20 protein-coding genes and 2 pseudogenes are annotated in these 25,538 nt (G+C 72.9%); 9 read left to right on the top strand and 13 right to left on the bottom strand.

Features of this window, described 5'->3' with window-relative positions; genetic code table 11:
* Positions 1 to 58: 58 nt before the first annotated feature.
* Together OG242_RS17900 and OG242_RS17895 are read left to right on the top strand one after the other, a co-directional pair.
* Positions 59 to 2,494, top strand: a complete 2,436-nt coding sequence (locus OG242_RS17900) for a helicase C-terminal domain-containing protein (protein WP_405899122.1) — start codon at positions 59 to 61, stop codon at positions 2,492 to 2,494.
* 176 nt (positions 2,495 to 2,670) lie between these two features.
* Positions 2,671 to 4,314: a DNA repair helicase XPB gene (locus OG242_RS17895; RefSeq protein WP_405899121.1), complete on the top strand. Its 1,644-nt coding sequence runs from the start codon at positions 2,671 to 2,673 to the stop codon at positions 4,312 to 4,314.
* A gap of 19 nt (positions 4,315 to 4,333) precedes the next feature.
* Here OG242_RS17895 and OG242_RS17890 read toward each other — a convergent pair whose 3' ends face one another.
* Positions 4,334 to 4,504, bottom strand: coding sequence for a hypothetical protein (locus tag OG242_RS17890; protein ID WP_405899120.1), 171 nt, complete (start codon positions 4,502 to 4,504; stop codon positions 4,334 to 4,336).
* Positions 4,505 to 4,863: 359 nt separating this feature from the next.
* Between OG242_RS17890 and OG242_RS17885 the strand changes: the two genes are divergently transcribed.
* Positions 4,864 to 6,936, top strand: a complete 2,073-nt coding sequence (locus OG242_RS17885) for a HelD family protein (RefSeq protein ID WP_405899119.1) — start codon at positions 4,864 to 4,866, stop codon at positions 6,934 to 6,936.
* A gap of 53 nt (positions 6,937 to 6,989) precedes the next feature.
* On the opposite strand, the gene OG242_RS17880 is transcribed toward OG242_RS17885, so the two are convergent.
* Together OG242_RS17880 and OG242_RS17875 are read right to left on the bottom strand one after the other, a co-directional pair.
* Positions 6,990 to 9,629, bottom strand: coding sequence for a glycoside hydrolase family 9 protein (locus OG242_RS17880; RefSeq protein ID WP_405899118.1), 2,640 nt, complete (start codon positions 9,627 to 9,629; stop codon positions 6,990 to 6,992).
* Between the two features lie 460 nt (positions 9,630 to 10,089).
* On the bottom strand, positions 10,090 to 10,779 hold the full coding sequence (locus tag OG242_RS17875; protein ID WP_405899117.1) for a copper homeostasis protein CutC: 690 nt from the start codon (positions 10,777 to 10,779) through the stop codon (positions 10,090 to 10,092).
* 257 nt (positions 10,780 to 11,036) lie between these two features.
* Between OG242_RS17875 and OG242_RS17870 the strand changes: the two genes are divergently transcribed.
* The gene (locus OG242_RS17870) at positions 11,037 to 13,307 is read left to right on the top strand and encodes a heavy metal translocating P-type ATPase (RefSeq protein ID WP_405899116.1); all 2,271 of its coding nucleotides are present in this window, start codon (positions 11,037 to 11,039) and stop codon (positions 13,305 to 13,307) included.
* Between the two features lie 17 nt (positions 13,308 to 13,324).
* On the opposite strand, the gene OG242_RS17865 is transcribed toward OG242_RS17870, so the two are convergent.
* The 4 genes and pseudogenes from OG242_RS17865 to OG242_RS17850 all read right to left on the bottom strand — a co-directional run bounded on the left by OG242_RS17865 (position 13,325) and on the right by OG242_RS17850 (position 15,189).
* Positions 13,325 to 13,876 carry a GNAT family N-acetyltransferase gene (locus OG242_RS17865; RefSeq protein WP_405899115.1) on the bottom strand — a complete coding sequence of 184 codons (552 nt, stop codon included), beginning with the start codon at positions 13,874 to 13,876 and terminating at the stop codon, positions 13,325 to 13,327.
* A gap of 42 nt (positions 13,877 to 13,918) precedes the next feature.
* Positions 13,919 to 14,188 (bottom strand): annotated as a pseudogene (locus tag OG242_RS17860) (GNAT family N-acetyltransferase); the annotation flags it as partial.
* A gap of 41 nt (positions 14,189 to 14,229) precedes the next feature.
* Positions 14,230 to 14,487, bottom strand: a pseudogene (locus tag OG242_RS17855) (IS200/IS605 family accessory protein TnpB-related protein); the annotation flags it as partial.
* Between the two features lie 66 nt (positions 14,488 to 14,553).
* The gene (locus tag OG242_RS17850; RefSeq protein ID WP_405899114.1) at positions 14,554 to 15,189 is read right to left on the bottom strand and encodes a hypothetical protein; all 636 of its coding nucleotides are present in this window, start codon (positions 15,187 to 15,189) and stop codon (positions 14,554 to 14,556) included.
* 175 nt (positions 15,190 to 15,364) lie between these two features.
* Between OG242_RS17850 and OG242_RS17845 the strand changes: the two genes are divergently transcribed.
* Together OG242_RS17845 and OG242_RS17840 are read left to right on the top strand one after the other, a co-directional pair.
* Positions 15,365 to 16,012 carry a hypothetical protein gene (locus tag OG242_RS17845; protein WP_405899113.1) on the top strand — a complete coding sequence of 216 codons (648 nt, stop codon included), beginning with the start codon at positions 15,365 to 15,367 and terminating at the stop codon, positions 16,010 to 16,012.
* 85 nt (positions 16,013 to 16,097) lie between these two features.
* Positions 16,098 to 17,321, top strand: a complete 1,224-nt coding sequence (locus OG242_RS17840; RefSeq protein ID WP_405901641.1) for a Cmx/CmrA family chloramphenicol efflux MFS transporter — start codon at positions 16,098 to 16,100, stop codon at positions 17,319 to 17,321.
* A gap of 27 nt (positions 17,322 to 17,348) precedes the next feature.
* Here the strand turns inward: OG242_RS17840 and OG242_RS17835 are convergent, their stop codons facing one another.
* Together OG242_RS17835 and OG242_RS17830 are read right to left on the bottom strand one after the other, a co-directional pair.
* Positions 17,349 to 17,618 (bottom strand): DUF4031 domain-containing protein, encoded by a 270-nt coding sequence (locus tag OG242_RS17835; protein WP_405899112.1) that lies wholly within the window; start codon positions 17,616 to 17,618, stop codon positions 17,349 to 17,351.
* Positions 17,619 to 17,630: 12 nt separating this feature from the next.
* Entirely contained in the window at positions 17,631 to 18,014 is a 384-nt protein-coding gene (locus OG242_RS17830; RefSeq protein WP_405899111.1) for a hypothetical protein, read from the bottom strand.
* A 98-nt stretch (positions 18,015 to 18,112) separates the two neighbouring features.
* On the opposite strand from OG242_RS17830, the gene OG242_RS17825 reads away from it, so the two are divergent.
* From OG242_RS17825 to OG242_RS17815, 3 genes are all read left to right on the top strand, one after another.
* Positions 18,113 to 19,030, top strand: coding sequence for a MurR/RpiR family transcriptional regulator (locus OG242_RS17825; protein ID WP_405899110.1), 918 nt, complete (start codon positions 18,113 to 18,115; stop codon positions 19,028 to 19,030).
* A 74-nt stretch (positions 19,031 to 19,104) separates the two neighbouring features.
* Complete coding sequence (murQ, locus tag OG242_RS17820; protein WP_405899109.1) at positions 19,105 to 20,067, top strand: N-acetylmuramic acid 6-phosphate etherase; 963 nt, start codon at positions 19,105 to 19,107, stop codon at positions 20,065 to 20,067.
* A gap of 209 nt (positions 20,068 to 20,276) precedes the next feature.
* Positions 20,277 to 21,800, top strand: a complete 1,524-nt coding sequence (locus tag OG242_RS17815; protein WP_405899108.1) for a PTS transporter subunit EIIC — start codon at positions 20,277 to 20,279, stop codon at positions 21,798 to 21,800.
* A 66-nt stretch (positions 21,801 to 21,866) separates the two neighbouring features.
* Here OG242_RS17815 and OG242_RS17810 read toward each other — a convergent pair whose 3' ends face one another.
* The 4 genes from OG242_RS17810 to OG242_RS17795 all read right to left on the bottom strand — a co-directional run bounded on the left by OG242_RS17810 (position 21,867) and on the right by OG242_RS17795 (position 25,506).
* Positions 21,867 to 22,472: a Uma2 family endonuclease gene (locus OG242_RS17810; protein WP_405899107.1), complete on the bottom strand. Its 606-nt coding sequence runs from the start codon at positions 22,470 to 22,472 to the stop codon at positions 21,867 to 21,869.
* Between the two features lie 119 nt (positions 22,473 to 22,591).
* The gene (locus OG242_RS17805; protein ID WP_405899106.1) at positions 22,592 to 23,365 is read right to left on the bottom strand and encodes an inositol monophosphatase family protein; all 774 of its coding nucleotides are present in this window, start codon (positions 23,363 to 23,365) and stop codon (positions 22,592 to 22,594) included.
* On the bottom strand, positions 23,313 to 24,938 hold the full coding sequence (locus OG242_RS17800; protein WP_405899105.1) for an IS200/IS605 family accessory protein TnpB-related protein: 1,626 nt from the start codon (positions 24,936 to 24,938) through the stop codon (positions 23,313 to 23,315). Before OG242_RS17800 ends, OG242_RS17805 begins: the two co-directional genes overlap by 53 nt.
* Entirely contained in the window at positions 24,931 to 25,506 is a 576-nt protein-coding gene (locus OG242_RS17795) for an IS607 family transposase (RefSeq protein ID WP_405899104.1), read from the bottom strand. Before OG242_RS17795 ends, OG242_RS17800 begins: the two co-directional genes overlap by 8 nt.
* Positions 25,507 to 25,538 lie beyond the last annotated feature (32 nt).

Genomic DNA, 25,538 nt, shown 5'->3' with positions numbered 1-25,538 from the left:
CCGGCCTGCACCGACGGTAGCGCCCTCGCGGCTGTCCGGAGCGACTACCGTGGGGCGGATGGGGACCACACCACCGCGGACGCTCGCCGAGGCTCTGCGCGCCCGGGACGACGAGTCACTGGCCGGGCTGCTGCGGGCGCGGCCCGATCTCCTCTCCCCCGTGCCGGGCGACATCACCCAGCTCGCCACGCGTGCGGGCACCCGTGCGTCCGTCGTCCGGGCCCTGGAACACCTCGACCGGTTCGCCCTGCAGACCGCCGAGGCCCTGGCGGTGGCGCCCGACCCGGCCCCGTACGAGACGCTGCTCGGGCTGATGACCGGTGACGGGCAGGACGACGGCGAGCAGCGCGACGGCGCGGGCGCCGCGATCGCCGAGGCGCTGCCCGGCGCGGTCGGCACCCTGCGCGAGCAGGCCCTCGTGTGGGGCGAGGACGACCGGCTGCGGCTGGTGCGTACGGCGCGGGAGCTGCTGTCGCCCTCCCCGCAGCACCCCTCCCCCACCGGCCTCGGCCCGACCGTCGCCGAGGCCACCGCCGGGATGTCGCCCGGCCGGCTCCAGGAGATCCTGACCGCGGCCGGGCTGCCCGCCACGCACGACCCGGTGTCCGCGGTGACCGCCCTGACCGCGCTGTTCACCGACCGCGCCCGGATGGGCGAGCTGCTGGACACCGCCCCCATGGAGGCGCTGGCGGTCCTGGACCGGCTCGTGTGGGGGCCGCCGTACGGGGAGGTCACGCCGAACCCGACGCCGCCCGTGAAGTGGCTGCGCGACCGGGGCCTCCTGCTGCCCGTCTCGACCCGGACCGTCGTGCTGCCGCGCGAGGCCGCGCTGCATCTGCGGGCCGGGCGCGCGCACCGGGTGCCCGAGCCGCGGCCGCCGGTCGTGGCGGCGGTGGCCGAGCGCGATCCACAGGCTGTGGACAGTGCGGCGGCCGGCCAGGCGTTCCTGGCGGTGTCCGCCGTCGAGGAGCTGCTGAAGCTCTGGAACGGCGGCGGGCCCGTCGTCCTGCGCTCCGGCGGGCTCAGCGTCCGCGAGCTGCGGAAGACCGCCACCGCGCTGGACGTCCAGGAGCCCGTCGCCGCGTTCTGGGTGGAACTCGCGTACGCCGCCGGGCTGCTGGCCTCCGACGGCGAGGCGGACGAGCGGTACGCGCCGACCCCGGCGTACGACGAGTGGCTGGAGCGGTCCGCGCAGGAGCGCTGGGTCGCCCTCGCCACCGCCTGGCTCACCGCCACCCGCACCTCCGGACTGGTCGGCGGCCAGGACGCCAAGGGCCGGGCCCTGTCCGCGCTCGGCCCCGACCTGGACCGCTCCGCCGCGCCCGAGGTACGCCACCGGGTCCTCGCCCTCCTGGGCGCGCTGCCGCCCGGCACCGCGCCCGACCCGGAGACCGTGCTCGCCCGCCTCCGCTGGGAGCGGCCCCTGCGCGGCGCCGCCGGGGAGGGCATGGACCTGCGGTCCCGGATCGCCCTGTGGACGCTCAACGAGTCGGAGCTCCTCGGCATCACCGGGCGCGGCGCCCTCGCCTCGCAGACCCGCGCCCTGCTCACCGGCGGGCCCGCCGAGGCGGCCGGCCTGCTCGCCCCACTGCTGCCCGAGCCCCTGGACCACGTCCTGCTCCAGGCCGACCTGACCGCCGTCGCGCCCGGGCCGCTGGAACGGCCGCTCGCGGACATGCTCGGCGCCCTCGCGGACATCGAGTCCAAGGGCGGGGCGACGGTGTACCGGTTCACGCCGGGGTCGGTGCGCCGGGCCCTGGACGCCGGGCAGACCGCCGCCGACCTGCACGCCTTCCTCGCCACGCACAGCCGCACGCCGGTGCCGCAGCCGCTGAGCTACCTCATCGACGACGTGGCCCGCCGCCACGGCCACCTCCGGATCGGCGCGGCCTCCTCGTACGTACGCTGCGACGACGAGGCGGTCCTCGGGGAGATCCTCGCCGACAGGCGGTCCGCCGCGCTGCGGCTGCGCCGGATCGCCCCGACGGTGCTGGCCGCCCTCGCCGACCCGGCGTCCCTCCTCGACGGGCTCCGCGAGATGGGGTACGCCCCCGCCGCGGAGTCCGCCGACGGCGACGTCCTGATCACCCGGGCCGGCGCCCACCGCACCCCGCCCCGCTCCGCGCCCGCCCCCGTCCCCGAGGGCCCGCCCGTGCCCGACACCACCCTCCTCGGCGCGGCGGTCCGGGCGATCCGGGCCGGCGACAACGCGGCGACGGTGGTCAAGGCCCAGCCGGACACCGGGCCCGCCGGACCGCCCGGCGCGCTGCCGCGTACCACCCCGGCGGAGACCCTGGTCACCGTCCAGGCCGCCGCGATGACCGGCTCCACGGTCTGGATCGGCTACGTCAACGCGGAGGGCGCCGCCAGCCAGCGCGTGATCGCCCCGGTCCGGGTGGAGGGCGGCTTCGTCACGGCGTACGACCACACGGCGGACGAGATCCGCACGTACCCGCTCCACCGGATCACGGGCGTGGCGGAGCTGGCGGAGTAGGACGCGCGCCTTCGGGCTGCCCGCGCGATTCCAGCCCGTCCGGCGCTTGAGGACGGAACCCTCGGCCCCGGCCCGGGGTACCCGCGCGAGGCCCACCAGACGTACCGGGCCCACGACACACCGCCCACCGATGCGGCACACTGGAGGTTTCCCACGAGCCGAAAGGGCCAACGCGCGTGAGCGGACCCCTCATCGTCCAAAGCGATAAAACACTCCTGCTCGAAGTCGACCACGAGCAGGCCGACGCCTGCCGCCGGGCCATCGCGCCGTTCGCCGAGCTGGAGCGGGCGCCCGAGCACATCCACACGTACCGGCTGACCCCGCTCGGGCTGTGGAACGCCCGCGCGGCCGGGCACGACGCCGAGCAGGTCGTGGACGCGCTCGTGACGTTCTCGCGCTACCCCGTACCGCACGCGCTGCTCGTCGACATCGCCGAGACGATGGACCGCTACGGCCGCCTCACGCTGTCGAAGCACCCCGTGCACGGGCTCGTCCTGACGACGACGGACCGGCCGGTGCTTGAGGAGATCCTCCGGTCGAAGAAGGTCCAGCCGCTGGTCGGGGCCAGGATCGACCCGGACACCGTGGCCGTGCACCCGTCCGAACGCGGGCAGGTCAAGCAGACGCTGCTCAAGCTCGGCTGGCCCGCCGAGGACCTCGCGGGGTACGTGGACGGCGAGGCGCACCCGATCGAGCTGGACGAGGACGGCTGGGCGCTGCGCCCGTACCAGCAGCAGGCCGTGGACGGGTTCTGGCACGGCGGGTCCGGGGTCGTCGTGCTGCCCTGCGGGGCGGGCAAGACGCTCGTCGGGGCGGGCGCGATGGCGCAGGCCAAGGCGACGACGCTGATCCTCGTGACGAACACCGTCTCCGCCCGCCAGTGGAAGCACGAGCTGGTGAAGCGGACCTCGCTGACCGAGGACGAGATCGGCGAGTACAGCGGGACGCGGAAGGAGATCCGGCCGGTCACGATCGCCACCTACCAGGTGCTGACGACCCGCCGGAAGGGTGTCTACCCGCACCTGGAGCTGTTCGACTCCCGGGACTGGGGCCTGGTGATCTACGACGAGGTGCACCTGCTCCCCGCGCCCGTGTTCAAGTTCACCGCCGACCTCCAGGCCCGCCGCCGCCTCGGGCTGACCGCGACGCTGGTCCGTGAGGACGGCCGCGAGTCGGACGTCTTCTCGCTCATCGGGCCCAAGCGGTTCGACGCGCCGTGGAAGGAGATCGAGGCGCAGGGCTACATCGCGCCGGCGGACTGCGTGGAGGTCCGGGTCAACCTCACGGACTCGGAGCGCCTCGCGTACGCGACCGCCGAGGCCGAGGAGAAGTACCGGTTCTGCGCGACGACCGCGACGAAGCGGAAGGTCACCGAGGCGCTGGTGCGCAAGCACAAGGGCGAGCAGACACTTGTCATCGGGCAGTACATCGACCAGCTGGACGAGCTGGGCGAGCATCTGGACGCCCCGGTGATCAAGGGCGAGACGAGCAACGCGCAGCGCGAGAAGCTGTTCGAGGCGTTCCGGCAGGGCGAGCTGAGCGTGCTGGTGGTGTCGAAGGTGGCGAACTTCTCCATCGACCTGCCGGAGGCGACGGTGGCCATCCAGGTGTCGGGGACGTTCGGTTCGCGCCAGGAGGAGGCGCAGCGCCTGGGCCGGGTGCTGCGGCCGAAGGCGGACGGGCACGAGGCGCGGTTCTACTCGGTCGTCGCGCGCGACACCATCGACCAGGACTTCGCGGCGCACCGCCAGCGGTTCCTGGCCGAGCAGGGCTACGCGTACCGCATCGTCGACGCGGACGAGCTGCTGTCGGAGAGCTGAGGGAAGGGCGGGGGTGCGGTCAGCGGCGCCGCACCCCCGCCTCCTCCGCGTACTCGCCGAGCACGACGACGCCGAACGCGGCCTGCGCGAACACCTTCACGGCGCGCAGGGCGCCGGTGGTGCGGTTGTGGGGGTGACCGGGGGCCGCGGTGGCGCCGGTCCTTCGAGGGTCGAGAGTGACGGTACTCATGTATCCATGGTGCTCCGGACGGGTGCGCCGGGGCGTCGGCCCGGAGGCGGAAGCGGGGCTCCGCGCGCGTACGCCTCCGGTCGCACGGCATCCCCTACGGGACGTACGTGAGCACCCCGACCCCTCCGCGTAAAACCGTTCGCGCCCCGTACCACCCCCCGGTACACTCTCCGGTCTGCCCGCCTCCCGCACCGTGGTACCGGCGGCCCCCGAGGGGCCCTGCCGGCAGCCGGGGGAGCGCCGCCGACCGGACGGAAACCGGCCGACAACCGTACGCACGATCGATCCCCGAGCGGACCGCACACCCCCAAGGGTGAGACGCGGTCCGCCGTCCTGCGTTGAATGCCGGAGGCAACACCGTGCCCGCGCACGAATTCGAGAGCGACACCACCACAGACCCCCTCGCCCATGAGCGCGCCCATCTCGCGGCGTCCCGCGCCGCGTTGCGCGCCATGCGGGAGGACGCCCAGGCCCTGGACATCCGCGACGTCACCGCGAACTGGGTGAACGCGGCGGTGCTCCAGGCGCAGATCGACGAGCGGATCAAGTCGCTCGCGGACCTCGCGCACACCCCGCTGTTCTTCGGGCGCCTGGACTACCTGCACGTGGTCGGCGCCGAGGAGGCCGAGGGCGCGGAGGGCGAGCAGTTCTACATCGGGCGCCGCCATGTGCACGACGCGGTCGGCGACCCGATGGTGATCGACTGGCGCGCCCCGGTCTCGCAGCCGTTCTACCGGGCCTCCCGCAAGGACCCGCTGGACGTGGGACGCAGGCGCCGCTTCGGGTACACGGGCGGCGACCTCACCGCGTACGAGGACGAGCACCTGACCGACCCGGCGGAGACGGAGCAGACGAGCAAGCTGCTCCAGGCGGAGATCGAGCGCCCGCGCGTCGGGCCGATGCGGGACATCGTCGCGACGATCCAGCCGGAGCAGGACGAGATCGTCCGCAGCGAGCTGGGCGGCACGGTCTGCGTGCAGGGAGGGCCCGGCACCGGGAAGACGGCCGTGGGCCTGCACCGGGTGGCGTACCTGCTGTACGCGCACCGCGAGCGCCTGGCCCGCACCGGCACCCTGGTCGTCGGCCCGAACCGCTCGTTCCTGCACTACATCGAGCAGGTGCTGCCCGCCCTCGGTGAGCTGGAGGTCAAGCAGGCGACCGTCGAGGACCTGGTGACCGCGAAGGTCGAGGTCCGGGGCGCGGACGAGGCGACGGCGGCCGTCGTGAAGGGCGACGCGCGGATGGCGGAGGTGCTGCGCCGGGCGCTCCGCTCGCACGTCACGCTGCCGACGGAGCCCGTGATGGTGGTGCGCGGCTCGCGGCGCTGGCGCGTTCCGGCGTACGAGATCGAGGAGATGGTCCAGGAGCTGCTGGCCCGGGACATGCGGTACGGCGCCGCGCACGAGGCGCTGCCGCAGCGCATCGCGCACGCCGTACTGGTGCGGATGGAGCAGTCGGGCGAGGCGCCCGACGACCGGGTGCAGAATTCGGTGGCCCGCAACCCCGCCGTGAAGGCGGCCGTCAAGGCGATCTGGCCGGCGGTCGAACCGGCCAGGCTGGTCCTGCGCCTGCTGGCCGAGCCGGAGTTCCTGGCGGAGCACGCGGAGGGGCTGCTGACCGAGGACGAGCAGAAGGCGATCCTCTGGATCAAGCCTGCCCGCAGCGTGAAGTCCGCCAAGTGGTCGGCGGCGGACGCGGTCCTGATCGACGAGGCCGCCGACCTGGTCTCCCGTACGCACTCGCTCGGCCATGTCGTGATCGACGAGGCGCAGGACCTCTCCCCCATGCAGTACCGCGCCGTCGGCCGCCGCTGCTCCACCGGTTCGGCGACCGTCCTCGGCGACCTGGCGCAGGGCACGACGCCGTGGTCGACGCAGAGCTGGGAGCAGGCGCTGCACCACCTGGGCAAGGCGGACGCGCTGGTGGAGGAGCTGACGGCCGGTTTCCGCGTGCCGCGCGACGTGATCGCGTACGCCTCCCAGCTGCTCCCGGTGATCTCGCCGGGGCTGACCCCGGTGGAGTCGGTGCGTGAGTCGCCCGGTTCGCTGTCCGTACGGGAGGTGGCGGACGCGACGGCGCTGGACGCGGCGGTCGTCGCGGCGTGCGAGGAGTCGCTGGTCCACGAGGGGTCGATCGGCCTGATCGCCGCCGATGCCCGCATCCCGGCGCTGGCCGACGCGCTCACGGCGGCCGGTCACACGTATCTCTCACCCGGCCAGGAGACGACCGCCGAGTCCCGGCTGACCCTGGTCCCGGCGTCGCTGGCGAAGGGCCTGGAGTACGACTACGTGGTGCTGGACGAACCGGCCGCCGTGGTCGACGGCGAACCGGACGAACGCACGGGCCTGCGCCGCCTGTACGTGGCGCTGACCCGTGCGGTCTCCGGCCTGACGGTGCTTCACGCAGCGTCGCTGCCGGAGGAGTTGGCGTAGCGAAGGAGCGGGGGCGGGAGGACCCTCGCGTCCACTCCCGCCCCCGCCCGGTCTCATCCGGCCGTACAGGACCGCCCGTTGAGCTTGACCGTGCCCGGGTCGGCCGCCGGGCCCGTGCGGCTGCTGTTGAACCCGAAGTCGACGGAGGCGCCGGGCGCGAGCGTCCGGTTCCAGGAGAGCGGCTCGGCCGTCACCGTCCTTCCGTACTGGGCGAGTTCGGCGCTCCAGGTGTGGCTGAGCTTCTGGTCGCCGGGCAGCAGCCAGGTCAGGGACCAGGGGGTGACGGGCTCGGTGCCGGTGTTCTTCACCGTGACCGTGGTGGTCGAGCCGGTGTTCCACGGGTGCGAGGAGTACGTCACCGTGCAGGCGCGCTCCGGTCCGGCGCCGTCGCCCGCGTCGTCCAGGTAGGAGGCGATGTAGGCCAGCGGGGCGTTCCAGTTGATGGCGACCTCGTTGGTGGCGTAGGAGCCGTTGTCGTCGAGGTAGCACATCGCGGCCGCGCAGCCCTTGAGCTTCGACGCGGCCTCCGGGTCGCCCGAGGTGGGGGCGGTCAGGTTGGGCCCGCCCGCGAGGGAACCGGCCGGCGGGTGCGGCAGGGACGGGTCGGACTCGTGGGCCCAGAACCGGTGGTGCTGGTTCTGCGAGAACCGCTCGCCGTAGCCGGTGACGTACGACTGGTTGAGCGGGTTGCGCCCGAACAGGTAGTCCGCGCCTCGCAGGACGGCGTCCCGGTAGCCGGCCTCGCCGGTGAGGTCGGCGGCGGTGGCCAGCACGATCATGTTGTTGAGGACCTGGCTGTTGGAGCCCCAGGCGTAGTTCTGGTCCTTGGGCGCGTACGGCACGCCGTACAGCTGGTCCTCGGTCTGCTGCGCGTACCGGTCGGCGGCCGTGGTGACGACCTCGCGTACGTCGGCGAGCTGGGCGGACGTCAGGTCGTTCGGGACCGTGGCCAGGGTCAGCACGCCGAGCCCGGCGGTGCCGCCCCACCACATGCCGCCGTCGGCGGGGAAGGCCGCGTCCACGTCACCGTGCAGCGGCGATGCGAGCAGCGCCTGCCGGTAGGTGTCCTTGCCGGTGGTGGTGAACAACTCTGCGGCGGCCCAGTAGAACTCGTCGCGCACGTCGTTGTCCTCGTACGTTCCGCCCCCGACCCCGTCGGCCGGGCTGGCGAGGACGTCCGGGTGCGCCTTCGCGGCGGCCCACGCCGTCTCGGCGGCGGTACGGCACTTGGCGGCGAACTCCGCGTCGAACGGGGCGTACAGCCGGGCGCACTGGGCGGCGGTCGCGGCGAGGTTCAGGGTCGCGGCGGTCGTCGGCGGGTGCAGTTCGCGCTGCTCCGGGTCGAGTTCGGGCCGCATCGGCAGGCCGGTCCAGTTGGCGTCGTGCACCTTGTGGTGGGCCATGCCGGCGAGCGGCTGCCCGGCCGGGACCTGCATGCGCATGAGGAAGTCCAGCTCCCAGCGCGCCTCGTCGAGGATGTCCGGCACGTCGTTGCCGTGCTCGGGCACCCGCAGCGCGCCGTCGCCCAGCTCGGCGGACTCGGCGCCGTCGGCGGTCAGCGTCCGCTCGTACGTGTCCATCAGCTCGGCGACCGCGATGCCGCCGTTCACCACGTACTTGCCCTGGTCCCCGGCGTCGTACCAGCCGCCGCGCACGTCGAGCCGGTAGTCGCAGACGCCCGCCTGGCACGGCACGTCCGTGTCGCCCTTGTTCGGCGCCACGCCGAGGTGTCCGGCCGGGCGCGCGTACTCCTCGCCGACGAGGTCCGCGTCGATCGCGATGCCGCTGCGGTTCTGGTAGAAGTACGCGAGCGAGTCGGACCGCAGCCCGTCGTAGAGGTCCGCGCGGATCGAGAACGGCTCGCTGACCTGCCCGTCCGCCTCGACCGTGAAGCCGTCGCCGGTGGCGGTGGCGTCGCTGAAGTCGAAGGTGTGCACGTTCTGCCGCGAGGTCGGGTCCTCGCCCTTCGGCACGGTCGTCCCGCTCGCGACGGTCGCCCCGTCGGCCGCCTTCAGCTTCCACGGCAGCGGGTCGGTCGCGTCGGTGACCAGGGTGCCGGTCTTCGGTCCCCTGGGCAGGTAGCCGACCTGGTTGACGCGTACGGGCGAGCCGGTGTCGGGCACGTACACGGGCGGCTCGGCGCCCCCGCGCAGCGACACGTCGTCCACACAGAAGGTGGCCGCCGCCGCGCCCCCGCCGACCTGGAAGGCGACCTGCGCGCCGTCCTGGTCCGCGCTCGCCGTGAAGACATGGGTGAACGCGGTCGCGTCGGCGCCGATGTGGTCCGTCGCGGAGAGGTCGGCGGTGTACGGGTCGGTCGCCATCTGCACGTTGGTGTGAATGGACAGGGGCGCGGACGAACTCGCCGTGTACGTCAGCGTGTACGCCTCCCCCGCGACGAGCGGGATGTCGTTCTGCCCGATGATCGCGTCCCACGGATTGGCGGTCCCCGCCGGCACGTCGGCACACAGCCGCCCGTCGACCACGGCGACGGGCGCGTTGGCCGTCGACCACCAGGGCGCGGTCCCGGCGGAGAAGTCACCGTTGGTGATCTGCTCCGGCGCGGGCTCGTCGCCATCGGCGGCAGCGGCCCCGGGCGCGGTGATGAGGCCGCCGCAGAGGGCGGCCAGAGCCAGCACGCCGAACACACGACGTCTGCGCCGGACGGATGACGGGGGCGAGAAGGCGTTCACGGATAGCCTTTCGACGTGGGGGCCTGATACGGGATGGGAGCGCTCCCACGACAGACGGGCATGCCGGGGAGGCGCGCCATGGGAGCGGTCCCATCACGCGCAGCCATTGTGGAGCGAGGGACACCCGTTACGCCAGGGTCATGACAGGGCGACGTTCCGCCGCGAGGCTGGGCGCGACCGAATCCCGCCCGTCCCGGGGCGACCGCGCCCGCCCCGGGGCAATCCCGCCCGCCCGGGCCGGCCGCGCCCGCCCGGGGCAATCGCGCCGCTCGGGGTAATCGCGCCCGTGGGGCAATCCCGCCCACCCCAGGGGCAATCCCGCCCGCTCGGCACAATCAAGCCCCTCCGGCGATTGAGGAGCGGAGGTCCGGGGGTAGCGCCCCCGCGACGGGCGGAGGCAAAACCAAGCCCCTCCGGCGATTGAGGAGCAGGGGTCCGGGGGCAGCGCCCCCGGGAGGCCCTACGCGTCAAGCACCGCCCGCCACTCCCGTACCGCCGCCGCGTCCACCGGCCCCGCCCAGCCCCCCGGCCGCGCCGCACCACCGATGTGCACGGCGTCGATCCCCGCACCCAGCAGCTCCGGCAGGTGCTCAAGCCGAAGCCCGCCCCCCACAAGAATCCGCGGCTCGTACCCGGGCTCGCCGTCGCGCCCCGCCTCGGTCACCAACGTGGGAATCCCCGCGTCCACCCCCGCGGCCGACCCGGCCGTCAGGTACGTGTCGAGCCCCGGCAGATCCGCGAGGGCCTTGCGCAGCGCATCCCGGTCCGCCGCGCGGTCGATCGCACGGTGGAACGTCCAGCGGCACCCGTCCAGCTCCGCGACCAGCCGTTCGACCGCGACCAGGTCCGGGTTCCCGTCCGCGTCCAGGAAGCCGAGCACGAACTCGTCCGCGCCCTCCGCCCGCAGCTCGCGCGCCTTGCTTACGAGTACGTCGACGTCACCGGCAGCGAATCCGTCGGCGACCCTGAGCATCACGCGCAGCGGAATGTCCACCGCGGCCCGGATCGCCGCGAAGGTCGCACAGGACGGGGTGAGGCCGTCCGCCGCCATGTCGGTGACCAGCTCAAGCCGGTCCGCACCACCCGCCTGGGCAGCGACCGCGTCCTCCGCGTCGAGAGCGATCACCTCCAGGACTGCACGGTTGCTCATGGGAACCCAATCCTCCAGGAAGCAGCTATAGGTCTAGTCCAATGACCCAGCCTACGGGGCGGTAGGCCGGGGGCGCAGCCCCACCGTGAACGTGAAGATACGCGAGGTCAAACGCACGCCGGGCGATCGTCAGAGGCGACCCGCACATCCACCGGGGATCACGCTTGCCTCTCCATAGGGGGGAGGGGTATACATGGGAACCAGAAGGAGATACCCCCTGGGGGTACCCACCAGCCATCCGAGGAGGGGAAGGGCCCGTGTCCACGCACACCGCAGCCACCACGCCCACCACACCCACCACCGAGGTCGAGCTGGCCATCGGAGGCATGACGTGCGCCTCCTGCGCGGCCCGTATCGAGAAGAAGCTCAACCGGATGGACGGCGTGACCGCCACGGTCAACTACGCCACGGAGAAGGCCCGCGTCAGTTACGACGGCGGCGCCGGCGTCTCCGTACAGGACCTCATCGCGACGGTCGAGAGGACCGGCTACACCGCGCAGGAGCCCGCACCCCCGCCGCGTAGGCCCGAGGAAACGACCGCACCACCCGTCCAGGAGACGGACACGTTGCGGCAGCGGCTGGTCACGGCGGTCCTCCTCGCCGTGCCGGTGATCCTGATGTCGATGATCCCGGCGCTCCAGTTCGACAACTGGCAGTGGCTCTCGCTGACGCTGACCGCGCCCGTCGTCACGTACGCCGCCTGGCCCTTCCACCGCGCCGCGTGGACCAACGCGCGGCACGGCGCGGCGACCATGGACACGCTGATATCGGTCGGCACGTCCGCCGCGTTCCTGTGGTCGGTGTGGGCGCTGTTCTTCGGCACCGCCGGGATGACCGGCATGACGCACCCCTTCGAGCTGACCATCGGCCGCAGCGACGGCGCCGGGAACATCTACCTCGAAGCGGCGGCGGGCGTCACGGCGTTCATCCTCGCCGGGCGGTACTTCGAGGCCCGTTCCAAGCGGAAGGCGGGCGCCGCGCTGCGGGCCCTCCTCGAACTGGGCGCCAAGGAGGTCACGGTCCTGCGCGACGGCCGCGAGGTGACCGTGGACACGGCGGATCTACGGGTCGGCGACCGCTTCCTGGTCAGGCCGGGCGAGAAGATCGCGACGGACGGCGTGGTCGTCGAGGGCTCGTCCGCCGTGGACGCGTCCATGCTCACCGGCGAGTCCGTCCCCGTGGAGGTCTCCACCGGCGACACGGTGACCGGCGCGACGCTGAACGCGGGCGGGCGGCTCGTCGTCGAGGCGACCCGCGTCGGCGCGGACACCCAGCTGGCCCGGATGGCGAAGCTGGTCGAGGACGCGCAGAACGGCAAGGCGGCGGCGCAGCGGCTGGCGGACCGGATCTCGGCGGTGTTCGTCCCCGTGGTCATCGCGCTCGCACTGGGCACGCTGGGCTTCTGGCTGGCGAACGGGTCTGGGCTGACGGCCGCGTTCACGGCGGCGGTGGCGGTCCTGATCATCGCCTGCCCGTGCGCGCTCGGCCTCGCCACGCCGACCGCGCTGATGGTGGGCACGGGGCGCGGCGCGCAGCTCGGCATCCTGATCAAGGGCCCCGAGGTCCTGGAGTCCACCCGCCGGGTCGACACGATCGTCCTGGACAAGACGGGCACGGTCACGACGGGCCGGATGACCCTCCAGGCCGTCCACACGGCCTCGGGCGCAACCGAGACCGAAGCCCTCCGCCTCGCCGGCGCCCTGGAACACGCCTCCGAGCACCCCATCGCCCAGGCGGTGGCGACCGGAGCCGCCGAGCGCACCGGCGCGCTCCCCACCCCGGAGGACTTCGCCAACGTCCCCGGCCTGGGTGTCCAGGGCGTGGTCGACGGCCACGCGGTCCTCGTCGGCCGCGAGCAGCTGCTCGCCGAGTGGGAGATCCGCCTCCCGGCGGACCTGGCCGCCCGCAAGGCCGAGGCGGAGGCCACCGGCCGCACGGCCATCGCGGTCGCCTGGGACGGCGAGGCGCGCGCGGTGCTCGAGGTGGCCGACGCGGTGAAGGACACCAGCGCGGAGGCGATCACCCGCCTGCGCCGCCTGGGCCTGACGCCCATCCTGCTGACCGGCGACAACCGGGCGGTGGCGGAGTCGGTCGCGGCGGAGGTCGGGATCGCCGAGGTGTACGCGGAGGTCATGCCGCAGGACAAGGTGGACGTGGTCAAGCACCTCCAGGCGGACGGCCGTTCGGTCGCGATGGTCGGCGACGGGGTCAACGACGCCGCCGCCCTCGCCCAGGCCGACCTGGGCCTCGCGATGGGCACCGGCACGGACGCGGCGATCGAGGCGGGCGACCTCACCCTGGTCCGCGGCGACCTCCGAGCGGCCCCGGACGCGATCCGCCTGGCCCGCCGGACGCTGGGCACGATCCGGACGAACCTCTTCTGGGCCTTCGCGTACAACGTGGCCGCGATCCCGCTGGCCGCGGCGGGCCTGCTGAACCCGATGATCGCGGGCGCGGCGATGGCGTTCTCGTCGGTGTTCGTGGTGGGCAACTCACTGCGGCTGCGGGGGTTCAGGGGGGAGGGGTAGGGCGTACACCCGCACTGTCAGCTCCGGCGCTCCGCCCACTCCTCGTACAGCAGGCCGTAGACCACCCGGTCGTACCAGCGGTCGCCGACGCGGACGGCGGAGCGCCGGCGTCCTTCCTCCACGAACCCGGCGCGCAGGAAGGCCCGCATGGCGCGCTCGTTGCCGCTCCAGGTGTCGAGCTCGACGCGCCGGATCCCGCACGCGCCGAAGAGATGCTGAAGCAGCAACTGCAGCGCCTCGGAGCCGTATCCGCCTCCCCAGTGGCTGCGCTCGCCGATGTTGATGCCCACCGTCGCCTGCCGGGTGAACGGTTCGATGTCGCGGTAGTCGACGGTGCCGATGACCTGCCCGTCGGCCAGGTCCTCCACGGTGAGCGATGCCTCCGCACGCGGGTCCTGCCGGAGGCGCGCGTCGTGGAACCCCTCCAGGGCCTCGCGGGTGACGGGCCCGAAGTGCGGGTCGCCACCGGTGGCCCAGTGCACGACCTCGGGGTCGTTGCGCCATCGCAGGTGGGCGTCCAGGTCGGAGGCGTGCAGGGCGCGGATTCGAACGAGTTTTCCCTCAATCATGCGGTGATCGTAAAGGAGCCGGTACGGCGTACGACTCGGCCCTCAGCGCGCGATCCGCGCCTCCAGGCGCCCTCGTACGTCCGGCCACTCCTCGGCCGTGACGGAGAAGATCACCGAGTCCCGCAGCAGCCCCTCCTCGCCGGGCGCCCAGGAGCGGGACCAGTTCCGCAGGACGCCCTCGAAGCGCGCGCCCACCGACTCGATCGCGGCCCGCGAACGCCGGTTGCGCGCATCGGTCTTGAGGTCCACCCGCGCCACGCCCCACACCTCGCACGCGTGCCGGAAGAGCTGGTACTCGGACTCGGTGTTCACCGTTCCTATTCAGTGAGCAGGAGTGAGTCTTGGACCCATCCCTACTCACTGCGGACATCCCGAACGGTTTTGGGTGTCCTGGTCGCCCGCGTTCTCGCCGCGTCCGGCGGCACGGATCGTGTCCGTGGTCCGGGAATGCGGGGGCGGGGTCCCTCACGCCCTGGGGCACCTGGTGCGGCCTGGACGGTCCGATGCCTCACACGATCGCTCCGGTCGTGTGAGGGCGGTGTCGTCCGACGCCGGACCGGGTGTCCGAGGGCGCGTCGCCCGATCGCGATACCGGCGGCATCGTGACGGGACATTCCCGTACGCAGGTTTCCAGAGTCGTCGCACGCGTGTCGCGCGAGTACGGGCTTGTGGGGGCATCAGAGCCGGTCGGCCGGCACACCGGCCGTCCGTCCCGCTTCGGCCCGCCCCCGCCACCAGCTCCACGCCGTGTGCCCCACGAGCCACGCGCCGACCACGCAGGCGGCCGCGCGGCTCACCGCCCAGGTGAATCCGAGCACCGGATGCTGCACGTCCGCCTCCGCGTGGAGGCGTTGGTTCGTCTCGACGTAGGCCGTCAGCGGCACGAGGAGCCGGAAGAACAGGCCGCCGACGCCGGGTGTCCGGGCCAGGTTGCCCGCGAGTCCCACCGGGGCGCCGAAGAGCAGCGCCACCGCTCCCCACATGAGGATCTGCGGGGAGATCCCGACATCGGCGGCGGGGCCCGCACCCACTCCGGCCGGGAGCGCGGGATAGAGCTGCTTGAACAGGTAGTACGCGACCACGCCGACGACCAGTCCGAGGGCGGCCAGCAGCGCCGACTCGATTCGGGAGCGACGGAAACACCCCACCAGGAAGGCGTAGCCGACCCACGGCCAGCCCCCGGAGAAGAGCACGTTCAGGGCCTCGCAGGCGGAGTTGTCGAACTTTCCGGCGACGGGGCCCGCCAGCCCGAGCAACAGGCCCGCACCGATCCACGCGGCAGCCGATGCGACACGAGCACGCGGAAAGCGCATGGATACGGTCCCCCTTGGTCATCCCCCGGACCCACCGGCCCCTACGGTCGTCCCCCGGACTCACCGGCCCCTACGGGACGCATCCTCCCCTAACCCCCCGGCGCGCACGAACCGCACCGGTGTCCCTGCCCCCGCCCGGACACTGACCGGCCGGGTCAACCCCTACCCTCGGGGCATGGACGACATGGCTCAGGCGCTCCGCACCCGCTGGCACGACGCCCTCGTCGCGGCCCGGGGCGGTGCGGACGGCCCCGATCCGCTTCCGTACGCCGACAACCTCCTCGCCCGCTGGGCCGAGCCGCAGCGCAGGTACCACACGACCGCCCACCTCGCGGCGGTCCTGGACCGCATCGACACGCTCGCCGGGCACGCCGCCGACGCGGACGCCGTGCGCCTGGCGGCCTGGTTCCACGACGCGGTGTACCGGCCCGACCGGTCGGAGAACGAGGAGCGCAGTGCGGTCCTCGCCGAGCGGGCGCTCCCCGAGGCCGGGGTGCCGGACGCGGTGACCGAAGAGGTCGCGCGGCTCGTCCGGCTCACCGTCACGCACGACCCGGCCGCCGGCGACACCAACGGCGAGGTGCTGTGCGACGCGGATCTGGCGATCCTCGCGGCGCCGCCCAAGGAGTACGCGGAGTACGCGGCGCAGGTCCGCGAGGAGTACGGCTTCGTGCCGGAGGAGGCGTTCCGGGAGGGGCGGGCGGCGGTCCTGCGGCAGCTCCTCGGGCTGCCGAGGCTGTTCCGTACGCCCTACGGGACGGCCGAGTGGGAGCCGAAGGCGCGGCAGAACCTGCTGACGGAGCTGGAGCTGCTCACGCGCTGACGCGGGAATGCCCGCGGGAATGCCCAGGTCGCGGTCCGTGTTGGCTGCTGTTATGCCTGACTCAGCCGCGCGCGGCCGCTCCCGTATGCCCCTGGCCGTCTACATCCTCGGCCTCTCGGTCTTCGCCCTGGGCACGAGCGAGTTCATGCTCTCCGGGCTGCTGCCGCCGATCGCCGACGACATGGACGTGTCGATTCCGCGCGCCGGACTCCTCATATCCGCGTTCGCGATCGGCATGGTGGTCGGCGCCCCGCTGCTCGCCGTGACGACGCTGCGGCTGCCGCGCCGGACCACGCTCATCGCGCTGATCTCGGTCTTCGGTCTCGGTCAGGTCGCGGGCGCGCTGGCGCCGACGTACGAGGTGCTGTTCGCGTCCCGGGTGGTGAGCGCGTTCGCGTGCGCCGGTTTCTGGGCCGTCGGGGCGGCCGTCGCCATCGCGATGGTGCCGGTCAACGCGCGGGCCCGGGCCATGGCCGTGATGATCGGCGGGCTGTCCATCGCGAACGTGCTGGGCGTCCCGCTCGGGGCGTTCCTCGGGGAGAACCTGGGCTGGCGGTCCGCGTTCTGGGCGGTCGGCGCGGCCTCGGCGGTGGCCCTGGTCGGCGTGGTGACGTTGATTCCGCGCATCCCGCTCCCTGCCGAGAAGCCGCAGCTCAAGCGTGAGATGGGGATCTACCGGGACCGGCAGGTGTGGCTGTCGATCGTGATCACCGCGCTCGCGGCGGGCGGGGTGTTCTGCGCGTTCAGCTATCTCGCGCCGCTGCTGACGGACGTGGCCGGTCTCGACTCCGGCTGGGTGCCGACCGTGCTGGCGCTGTTCGGGGCGGGCGCGCTGGTCGGTACGACGATCGGTGGCCGGGTCGCGGACGCGCACCTCTTCGGGGTGCTGCTGAGCGGGATCGCGGCGTCGACGGTGTTCCTGGGGGCGCTCGCGCTGTTCGCGTCGAACCAGGCGGCCGTGATCACGCTGTCGTTCCTGCTGGGCCTGTCGGCGTTCTACACCGCGCCCGCGCTCAACGCCCGGATGTTCAACGTGGCGGGCGCGGCCCCGACGCTGGCGGGGGCGACGACGACCGCCGCGTTCAACCTCGGCAACACGGGCGGCCCCTGGCTGGGCGGCACGGTGATCGACGCGGACTTCGGCTTCGCGGCGACGGCCTGGGCGGGCGCGGCGATGACGGTGGTGGCCCTGGTGGCCGTGGTGTTCTCGCTGCGCCTCCAGCGCTCGCACGCCTCGGCGTCCCGGCTGGTGGCGCAGGGCTCGCCCAAGGCGGCACCGGTGGAGTCGACGGAGTGCGCGACGGGCTGAGCCGGACGGACCGAGCAGGTGACGGCGTCAGGGCGCCGGCCGCCCCTTCGGCCGCCGCAGGCCCGCTTCCGTGAGCCGCCGGACCAGCTCCTTCGAGCCGATCTCCCGCGCCCCGGCCCGCACCGCGTCCTCGTAGCGGGCGGCCGGGATGTCGTAGTGGTCGCGCTCGAACGCCCGCGCGGGGGCGCCGATGGACGCGGCGAAGGCGTGCAGCTCCTCGAACGAGACGTCGCTGACCAGGTGCGACCAGAGCAGCCCGTGTCCGGGCCAGGTCGGCGGATCGATGTAGAGCGTCATCGGGTCACCGCGTCATCGCCGGAGTATGCCGCTGAGCGCGCCGACCGGGGCGACCGCGACCGCGGCCTTGGTGCAGACCCAGTGCGGGTGCGGCCCGAGCTCCGGCTCGACGTCCAGCGCGTGCGGGTCGCCCGCGTCGCAGACCGGGCAGAGCGGCCAGCGGCCGTACCGCTCAAGGAGCGCGTCCTGCACGTCCTGGGCGACCAGGCCCACGACGAACTCGGCGCCCTCCGGCCACTGCTCGACCCACCACCGGCGGTGCGTCACGGCGTCCTCGACCATCGAGACGATCTGCGCCTCGGCGACGTCCCCGGCGGCGAGGTCGGCCATGACGAGGGCGCGAGCGGTGTGCAGTGCCTGTTCCAGGCGGTCCGGCTCCGGTGGGTTCTGCTCCATGCACCCATTGTCCACCCGTTCGGCGGCGTCAACGGTTTCTTTCAGAGGTCACACCAAAGGGGGTTGACGGGCCCCGGGCTTGAAAATATCTTTCAAAGGTGACCAATGACCTGAAGGAAAGTTTCAGTACGGACTCGCCGCCCGCTCCGGCGGCCCTGGCCGCCAAGGTGCGGACGCTGGCGCCGTCGATGACCCGCTCCATGCAGCGCGTCGCCGAAGCCGTCGCCGGCGACCCGGCCGGCTGCGCCGCCCTGACGGTCACCGGTCTCGCCGAGCTGACGGGCACCAGCGAGGCGACGGTGGTCCGCACCGCCCGCCTCCTGGGCTACCCCGGCTACCGCGACCTGCGCCTCGCGCTCGCCGGTCTCGCCGCCCACCAGGAGTCCGGCCGCGCCCCCGCCGTCACCGCGGACATAGCGGTGGACGACCCGATCGCCGACGTGGTCGCCAAGCTGGCCTACGACGAGCAGCAGACCCTCGCCGACACGGCCGCCGGGCTCGACACGGTGCAGCTCGGCGCCGCCGTCGCCGCCGCCGCCACGGCCCGCCGGATCGACATCTACGGGGTCGGCGCGTCCTCCCTCGTCGGCCAGGACCTGGCCCAGAAGCTGTCCCGGATCGGCCTGATCGCCCACTCCCACACGGACCCGCACCTCGCGGTGACCAACGCCGTGCAGCTGCGCTCCGGCGACATGGCCATCGCGATCACGCACTCCGGCTCGACGGGCGACGTCATAGAGCCGCTGCGCGTCGCCTTCGACCGGGGCGCGACGACGGTCGCGATCACCGGCCGCCCCGACGGCCCCGTCTCGCAGTACGCGGACCACGTCCTGACGACGTCCACGGCCCGCGAGAGCGAGCTGCGCCCGGCCGCCATGTCGAGCCGCACCAGCCAGCTCCTGGTCGTCGACTGCCTCTTCATAGGGGTCGCCCAGCGTACGTACGAGACGGCCGCCCCGGCCCTCGCCGCCTCCTACGAGGCGCTGGCCCACCGCCACACCCCGCGCACCCGCTGACCGTCACCCGGACGCCCTCCGGCAGCCCCCGCACCCGCACCCGCACGCCGTACGAGAAAGCAGAGCCGCCCTCCATGACCTCCCTCACCGACGCCGACGCCACCCCCGACGGCTACGGCGAGCTGCGCGCCCAGCTCGCGACCCTCACCACCGAGGCGTTCCGCCCGGAGCTCGCCGAGATCGACCGGCTGGCCACCGCGGAGATAGCCCGGATCATGAACGGCGAGGACCAGACGGTCCCGGCGGCCGTCGCCGAGCGGCTGCCCGAGATCGCGGCCGCGATCGACGGGACGGCCGAGCGCATGGCCAGGGGCGGCCGGCTGATCTACGCGGGCGCGGGCACCGCGGGCCGGCTCGGCGTGCTGGACGCCAGCGAGTGCCCGCCCACGTTCAACACCGACCCGGCCGACGTGATCGGTCTCATCGCGGGCGGCCCGTCCGCGATGGTCACCGCGGTGGAGGGGGCGGAGGACAGCAAGGAGCTGGCCGCCGCCGACCTGGAGGCGCTGAAGCTCACCGCCGACGACACGGTGGTCGGCATCTCCGCCTCCGGCCGCACGCCGTACGCGATCGGGGCCGTGGAGCACGCCCGCGCGAAGGGCGCCCTGACCCTCGGTCTGTCGTGCAACGCGGACTCCGCGCTGGGCGCCGCCGCCGAGCACCCCCTCGAAGTGGTCGTCGGCCCCGAGCTGCTGACCGGCTCCACCCGCCTCAAGGCCGGCACGGCGCAGAAGCTCGTGCTCAACATGATCTCGACGATCACGATGATCCGGCTCGGCAAGACGTACGGGAACCTCATGGTCGACGTGCGTGCCTCCAACGAGAAGCTGCGGGCCCGCTCCCGGCGCATCGTCGCGCTGGCCACCGGCGCGGCCGACGAGGAGATCGAGGCGGCCCTCGCCGCCACGGACGGCGAGGTGAAGAACGCCATCCTGACGATCCTCGGCCAGGTCGACGGCCCCACCGCGGCCGCGCTGCTGTCCGAGTCGGACGGCCACCTCCGCGCCGCGCTCGCCGCCGCCCCCCGCACCACCTGACCTAGGGGCCTGTCCGGCGGATCAGGGCCGGGGTCGCGACGCCTGGCACGGCACCTCGCCGCGTTGCCGGAACGCCCTAATCGCTCCGCGATGAGGACGCTCCGGCGCCTTGCGCTGCACCGCACCAGACGCCGCGCCCTATCCGACCCTGGTCCGCCGGACAGGCCCTACGCACCACCCCTCCCCCGCACAGCAAGGCACCACGCACCATGGCTACAGAAGACAAGAACCGCGCCACTGCCGCCGCGATCCTTCCGCTCGTCGGTGGCGCCGCGAACGTCAGCTCCATCGCCCACTGCATGACCCGGCTCCGGCTCGGGCTGCACGACCGTTCGCTCGTCCAGGACGACGCGCTGAAGGCCGTCCCCGCGGTCATGGGCGTGGTCGAGGACGACACGTACCAGATCGTGCTCGGTCCCGGTACGGTCGCCCGCGTCACCCCGGAGTTCGAGAAGCTCGTCGAGGAGGGGAAGGCGGAGGCCCCCGCCCCCGCCCCGGCCGACGCCGCCCCGCTCACGGCGGAGGAGCTGGCCGCGCAGGGCGCCGAGATGAAGGCGGCCCGCAAGGCGAAGAACGCGACGCCGTTCAAGCTGTTCCTGCGCAAGATCGCCAACATCTTCGTGCCGCTGATCCCGGCCCTGATCGGCTGCGGCATCATCGCCGGGCTCAACGGCCTGTTGGTCAACCTCGAGTGGCTGCCTTCGGTGACCCCGGCGCTCGCGGCGATGGCGTCCGGCTTCATGGCGCTCATCGCGGTCTTCGTCGGCTACAACACGGCGAAGGAGTTCGGCGGCACGCCGATCCTGGGCGGTGCGGTCGCTGCGATCATCGTCTTCCCGGGCGTCGCGAACATCGAGGCGTTCGGCCAGAAGCTCTCCCCCGGCCAGGGCGGCGTCCTCGGCGCGCTGGGCGCGGCGGTGCTCGCGGTGTACGTCGAGAAGTGGTGCCGCCGCTGGGTGCCGGAGGCACTGGACGTGCTGGTCACGCCGACGCTGACGGTCCTGGTCTCCGGCCTGGTCACGATCTTCGGCCTGATGTACGTGGCGGGCGAGGTCTCCACCGCCATCGGCGAATTCGCGGACTGGCTGCTGTCCAACGGCGGCGCGGGCGCGGGCCTGATCCTGGGCGGCTTCTTCCTCCCGCTGGTCATGCTGGGCCTGCACCAGGCGCTGATCCCGATCCACACGACGCTGATCGAGCAGCAGGGCTACACGGTCCTGCTCCCGATCCTCGCCATGGCCGGGGCCGGCCAGGTCGGCGCCGCCATCGCGACGTACTTCCGCCTCCCGCGCAACGAGTCGATCCGCAAGACCATCAAGTCCGCCCTCCCGGCCGGCTTCCTGGGCGTCGGTGAACCGCTGATCTACGGTGTCTCGCTGCCGCTGGGCCGCCCGTTCATCACGGCGTGCGTGGGCGGTGCGTTCGGCGGCGCGTTCGTCGGCTTCTTCAACCAGTTGGGCGACGCGGTCGGCTCGACCGCGATCGGCCCCTCCGGCTGGGCCCTGTTCCCGCTGCTCGACGGCAACCACGGCCTGGGCGCCACGATCGCGATCTACGCGGGCGGCCTGGTCGTCGGCTACCTCGCGGGCTTCGTCGCGACGTACTTCTTCGGCTTCAGCAAGGAACTCCTGGCGGAGTTCAACGTGGCCCAGGAGGAGGCGGCCCCGACGGCGACCCCGGCCCCGGCCCCCGCCGCAGCGACCGCGACGGCGAAGGCGCCGGCGTCGGTCTGACCGGTACGACTACGACTACGGAGCGGCGGCTCTCTCCGACAGGGGGCCGCCGCTTTGTCGTACGTATCAGACCGGGAAGCCCTCGGTGGGCAGCGTGACATCGAAGGGCGCGGGCAGCACGAGCGGCTTTCCGAACGGCACCGCGTCGGAGTGCTTGTACGTGCCGTGCTCGCTCGGCTCCGTGAACAGGGTGGCCATGGCCCCCCGGGTGTCGAACCGGTCGATCAGCAGGTACATCGGCACACCGGCGCGGGCATAGGCGCGGTACTTCTTCGTACGGTCCTCGCGGGCGTTCCCCTTCGAGGTGATCTCCACGACGAGGAGAGCTTCGGAGGCGTCCATGGGGGCGCTGACGTCCGGGTCGGCGGCGTCGATCAGCTCGGACGGCATGACGACGAGATCGGGGACGTAGAGCTTGTCGAGAGGCGCGACGTGCACGCCCAGCGTTTGGTAGATCTCCAGCTCGTCGGGCAGGTTCCCGTAGAGACAGCGCTGCACCTTGGCGGCGATCCCGTTGTGATGCGCGTGCGGCGGCGGTACCAAGACGATCTGCCCTTCGTCGATCTCGGCGCGCCACCCCTCGGGCACGTCCAGTTCCTGCCAGGTGCGCAGGAGGTAGTCCCACTGGCGGCCTTCAGGGTCCTGCTGGTGTTCGACCATCGCGGCGGTCATCGCGGGTCCCTTCTTCCGAAGCCTGTCCGAGGAGCGTAGATCGACGGTTCAGCGGCGCGGGGGCCGCTTTCCTCAGCGTCCCACGTTCGTGTGAGCGACGCACCGAGCGCCGCTCACCTTCACTCCCCGGCCCTCGCCCCGCCCCGCGCCAGCGCCAGCGCCAGCAGCACCGCATGCGTCTCGTGGTCGGCCGCGACGATCAGCCCGCCCTCGCCCTGGTCCACCGGCAGCCCGTCGATGCCCGTCACGACGCATCCGGCCGCCTCGCACAGCGCGATGCCCGCCGCGAAGTGGACACTGTCCAGGCGCAGACCGGGCCCGCCGTCGGTGACGTACGCGGCCCGGCGGCCGGCGGCGACCCAGGCGACGGCCACCGTGCTGGAGACGACGCGCGGCCGGAACCCGGCGACGAACTCCGGGGCCGCCATGAGCTCCACCGCGCGGAAGCCGGGCGCGTGCGGGAACGGCGGATCCAGGTTGAGGTCGACGAGCCGGGAGCCCGCCGAGGGTATGAGGCGTTCGCTCCCGCCGTCCTCCCGCAGGACCCACGCCCCCGCCCCGTCGGTCCAGAACACCTCGCCGCTGAACGGATCGGCGGAGGCCGCCGCCGCGATGCGGGAGCCGTCCCGCAGCGCGACGTTCACCGCGACGAGCATGTTGCCCACGGCGTAGTTCAACGTCCCGCACAACGGATCGACCAGCCACCGGCGCCCCGCACCGGCCGCCCCGGACTCCCCGCTCTCCTCCCCGGTCACCGCGTCATCGGGCCGGGCCGCGCGCAGCACCCCGAGGACGGCCTCCTCCGCCGCGATGTCGGCGGCCGTGGCGAAGTCACCGTTCCTATTCAGTAAGCAGGAGTGGGTCTTGGACCCACACCCTGGCACTGCGGACATCCCGAACGGTTTTGGGTGTCCTGGTCGCCCGCGTTCTCGCCGCGTCCGGCGGCACGGATCGTGTCCGTGGTCCGGGAATGCGGGGGCGGGGTCCCTCACGCCCTGGGGCACCCGGTGCGGCCTGGACGGTCCGATGCCTCACACGATCACTCCGGTCGTGTGAGGGCGGTGTCGTCCGACGCCGGATCGGGTGTCCGAGGGCGCGTCGCCCGATCGCGATACCGGCGGCATCGTGACGGGACATCTTCCGGTGCGGGGCGGTCAGCGGCTTCTGCCAGTGCTGTCCACCCCACATCGAGGTGTAGGCCGGGTCGACCGCGATGATCGCGAGACCGTGTTCGGCGGCCATGGAGACCAGGCGTGCCTTGAGCTTGCCGGTGGGCATGCCGGAGATCAGCTGCCGGAAACGTTTCCTGCGTCCGTGCTTCTCCCGGGTCTTCTCCGCGCTGAAGTCGAGCTCCTCGATGGCGATCGCGGTGACGCCGGACCGGCGGGCCCAGTGCAGGAGGCGGGTGAGGGCGTGGCGGACCTGCGCGTCACGGTGTGCGGCCGTTCCGGACAGGTCGTAGGCGAAGCGGTGGGGGTTGCCGACGGGGTTGCCGTGTGTGTCGAGGCGGTAGGCGGCGAAGTGGTCGGCGTTGGTGTCCACACCGATCACACCACCAGCACGAGCAGCTTCCAACGGGAGGGTCTGCACCACTGGTTTCTGCCAGGACGCGGTCAGGTACCAGCGCCCCCGGCCGGTGTCGTAGTGGATGCGGTAGGCCACAGCACGGTTCGCCTCAATACGGTCGGCCCACTCCGCACCCCGGTGCGCGAACCCGACCGTGCAGGTGAGGGTGTAGCGGCCGTGTGCGCTGTTGGCCAGGTGGGCCAAGGGGACGGGGAGCTTGATGCTGACCCGGCCGTCCGGGGTGACGCGGATCGTCTCGTTCCCGTACCGCTTGCCCGACTCGCCGTCCGCCGCCAGAAACCACCGCTCCGCCTCCCACCGCCCCCGCCACTCCTCCTCGCTCAGCCCGGCCTCGGCCAGGTGATGGCGGGTGTTCAACAGGCGCTTCCCGCCCCGCACCACCCGGACCCGCCCCGACCGCCAGTCCGCGACAGCAGACGCCAGCCGGTCCTCCAGCGCCCTGAGGCGACGCGACTTCTGGAACCACTCACCCCGGGACCGGTAACCGCCCGCCGCGTTCTTCGTCCCCCTGGCCCCGACCGGCAGCGACAGGCGGTGGCGCAGCGTCCTGATCCCGGCCTCAAGGCTGCGGATGTGCGCGGCCTGGCCCCGCCTCGCCAGTGCCCACTGGTCATGTGACGCCTTCGTGACCGCCCCCGCCCATCTGGACGACGACTCGCCCGTCAGGCCCCGCTTACGGGCCGCCCATGAGGCGCTGGAGTGCTCCAGGCCCTCGGCGCAACGCGCTTTGAGGTCCATCGAGGCGAGCGAGCCCAGGTGCGCACTCACCAGGCGCAGCACGTTCCTGTCCTCGTGCGCGAGGTCCTTGAGCCGGGCACGTACCGCCACACCGGACGGGCCGAGAGCGAACGGAGCGGTGACCGGGCGCAGGTCAGCCATGTTCGGCGGCCTCCATGGCCCTGCGGGCACGGTTCCGTGCCGACTTGCGCCCGTACAGGCGGGCGCAGAACGAGGTCAGCACCTCCACCATGTCCCGCACCAGGTCGTCCTCGACTTCGCCGTCGTCCAGCACCAGGAGGCGACGGCCCGTCGCGCACAAAGCGGCCTCGACAAGTTCTACGTTCATCCGGCCGAACCGGTCCTTGTGCTCCACCACCACGCAGGTCACGTGCTGATCCGCCAGCAGGCGCCGGGCCTTGGGGCGACAGCCGTTCATCCCGGACGCGATCTCTGCCTCGACCCGAACGACCCGGTGACCGGCCTTCGCCGCCCACGCCGACAGCCGGGCGACCTGGCGCTCCAGATCGCTCTTCTGCTCGTGCGAGGACACGCGGGCATACAGACCCACTCCGCCAATGACCCCGGCCGTGGTGTTCGCGTCCACGTTCACCAGGATTGTTCGCGGCCCGACCCGCTGAGCCGGCACCGGCAACGTTCCCTCACGGAACCATCGATACGCGGTCTGCGGATGCACACCCTGCACCCTCGCCCACTCCGTCAGATTCACGCCCTGAGAACGACACTCACTCATACATGGTT

It is taken from the genome of Streptomyces sp. NBC_00727 (assembly GCF_045161745.1).
Lineage (GTDB): Bacteria > Actinomycetota > Actinomycetes > Streptomycetales > Streptomycetaceae > Streptomyces.
The sequence above is the reverse complement of the archived record's forward strand: the minus strand, read 5'-3'. Positions and strand labels throughout refer to the sequence as shown.

What these genes read in the sequence shown, in the direction of transcription:
- OG242_RS17900 (WP_405899122.1), top strand. Translation starts at nt 59, where the DNA reads ATGGGGACCACACCACCGCGGACGCTCGCCGAGGCTCTGCGCGCCCGG.
- OG242_RS17890 (WP_405899120.1), bottom strand. Translation starts at nt 4,504, where the DNA reads ATGAGTACCGTCACTCTCGACCCTCGAAGGACCGGCGCCACCGCGGCC.
- OG242_RS17875 (WP_405899117.1), bottom strand. Translation starts at nt 10,779, where the DNA reads ATGAGCAACCGTGCAGTCCTGGAGGTGATCGCTCTCGACGCGGAGGAC.
- OG242_RS17865 (WP_405899115.1), bottom strand. Translation starts at nt 13,876, where the DNA reads ATGATTGAGGGAAAACTCGTTCGAATCCGCGCCCTGCACGCCTCCGAC.
- OG242_RS17850 (WP_405899114.1), bottom strand. Translation starts at nt 15,189, where the DNA reads ATGCGCTTTCCGCGTGCTCGTGTCGCATCGGCTGCCGCGTGGATCGGT.
- OG242_RS17845 (WP_405899113.1), top strand. Translation starts at nt 15,365, where the DNA reads ATGGACGACATGGCTCAGGCGCTCCGCACCCGCTGGCACGACGCCCTC.
- OG242_RS17840 (WP_405901641.1), top strand. Translation starts at nt 16,098, where the DNA reads ATGCCCCTGGCCGTCTACATCCTCGGCCTCTCGGTCTTCGCCCTGGGC.
- OG242_RS17835 (WP_405899112.1), bottom strand. Translation starts at nt 17,618, where the DNA reads ATGACGCTCTACATCGATCCGCCGACCTGGCCCGGACACGGGCTGCTC.
- OG242_RS17830 (WP_405899111.1), bottom strand. Translation starts at nt 18,014, where the DNA reads ATGGAGCAGAACCCACCGGAGCCGGACCGCCTGGAACAGGCACTGCAC.
- murQ (WP_405899109.1), top strand. Translation starts at nt 19,105, where the DNA reads ATGACCTCCCTCACCGACGCCGACGCCACCCCCGACGGCTACGGCGAG.
- OG242_RS17815 (WP_405899108.1), top strand. Translation starts at nt 20,277, where the DNA reads ATGGCTACAGAAGACAAGAACCGCGCCACTGCCGCCGCGATCCTTCCG.
- OG242_RS17810 (WP_405899107.1), bottom strand. Translation starts at nt 22,472, where the DNA reads ATGACCGCCGCGATGGTCGAACACCAGCAGGACCCTGAAGGCCGCCAG.
- OG242_RS17805 (WP_405899106.1), bottom strand. Translation starts at nt 23,365, where the DNA reads ATGTCCGCAGTGCCAGGGTGTGGGTCCAAGACCCACTCCTGCTTACTG.
- OG242_RS17800 (WP_405899105.1), bottom strand. Translation starts at nt 24,938, where the DNA reads ATGGCTGACCTGCGCCCGGTCACCGCTCCGTTCGCTCTCGGCCCGTCC.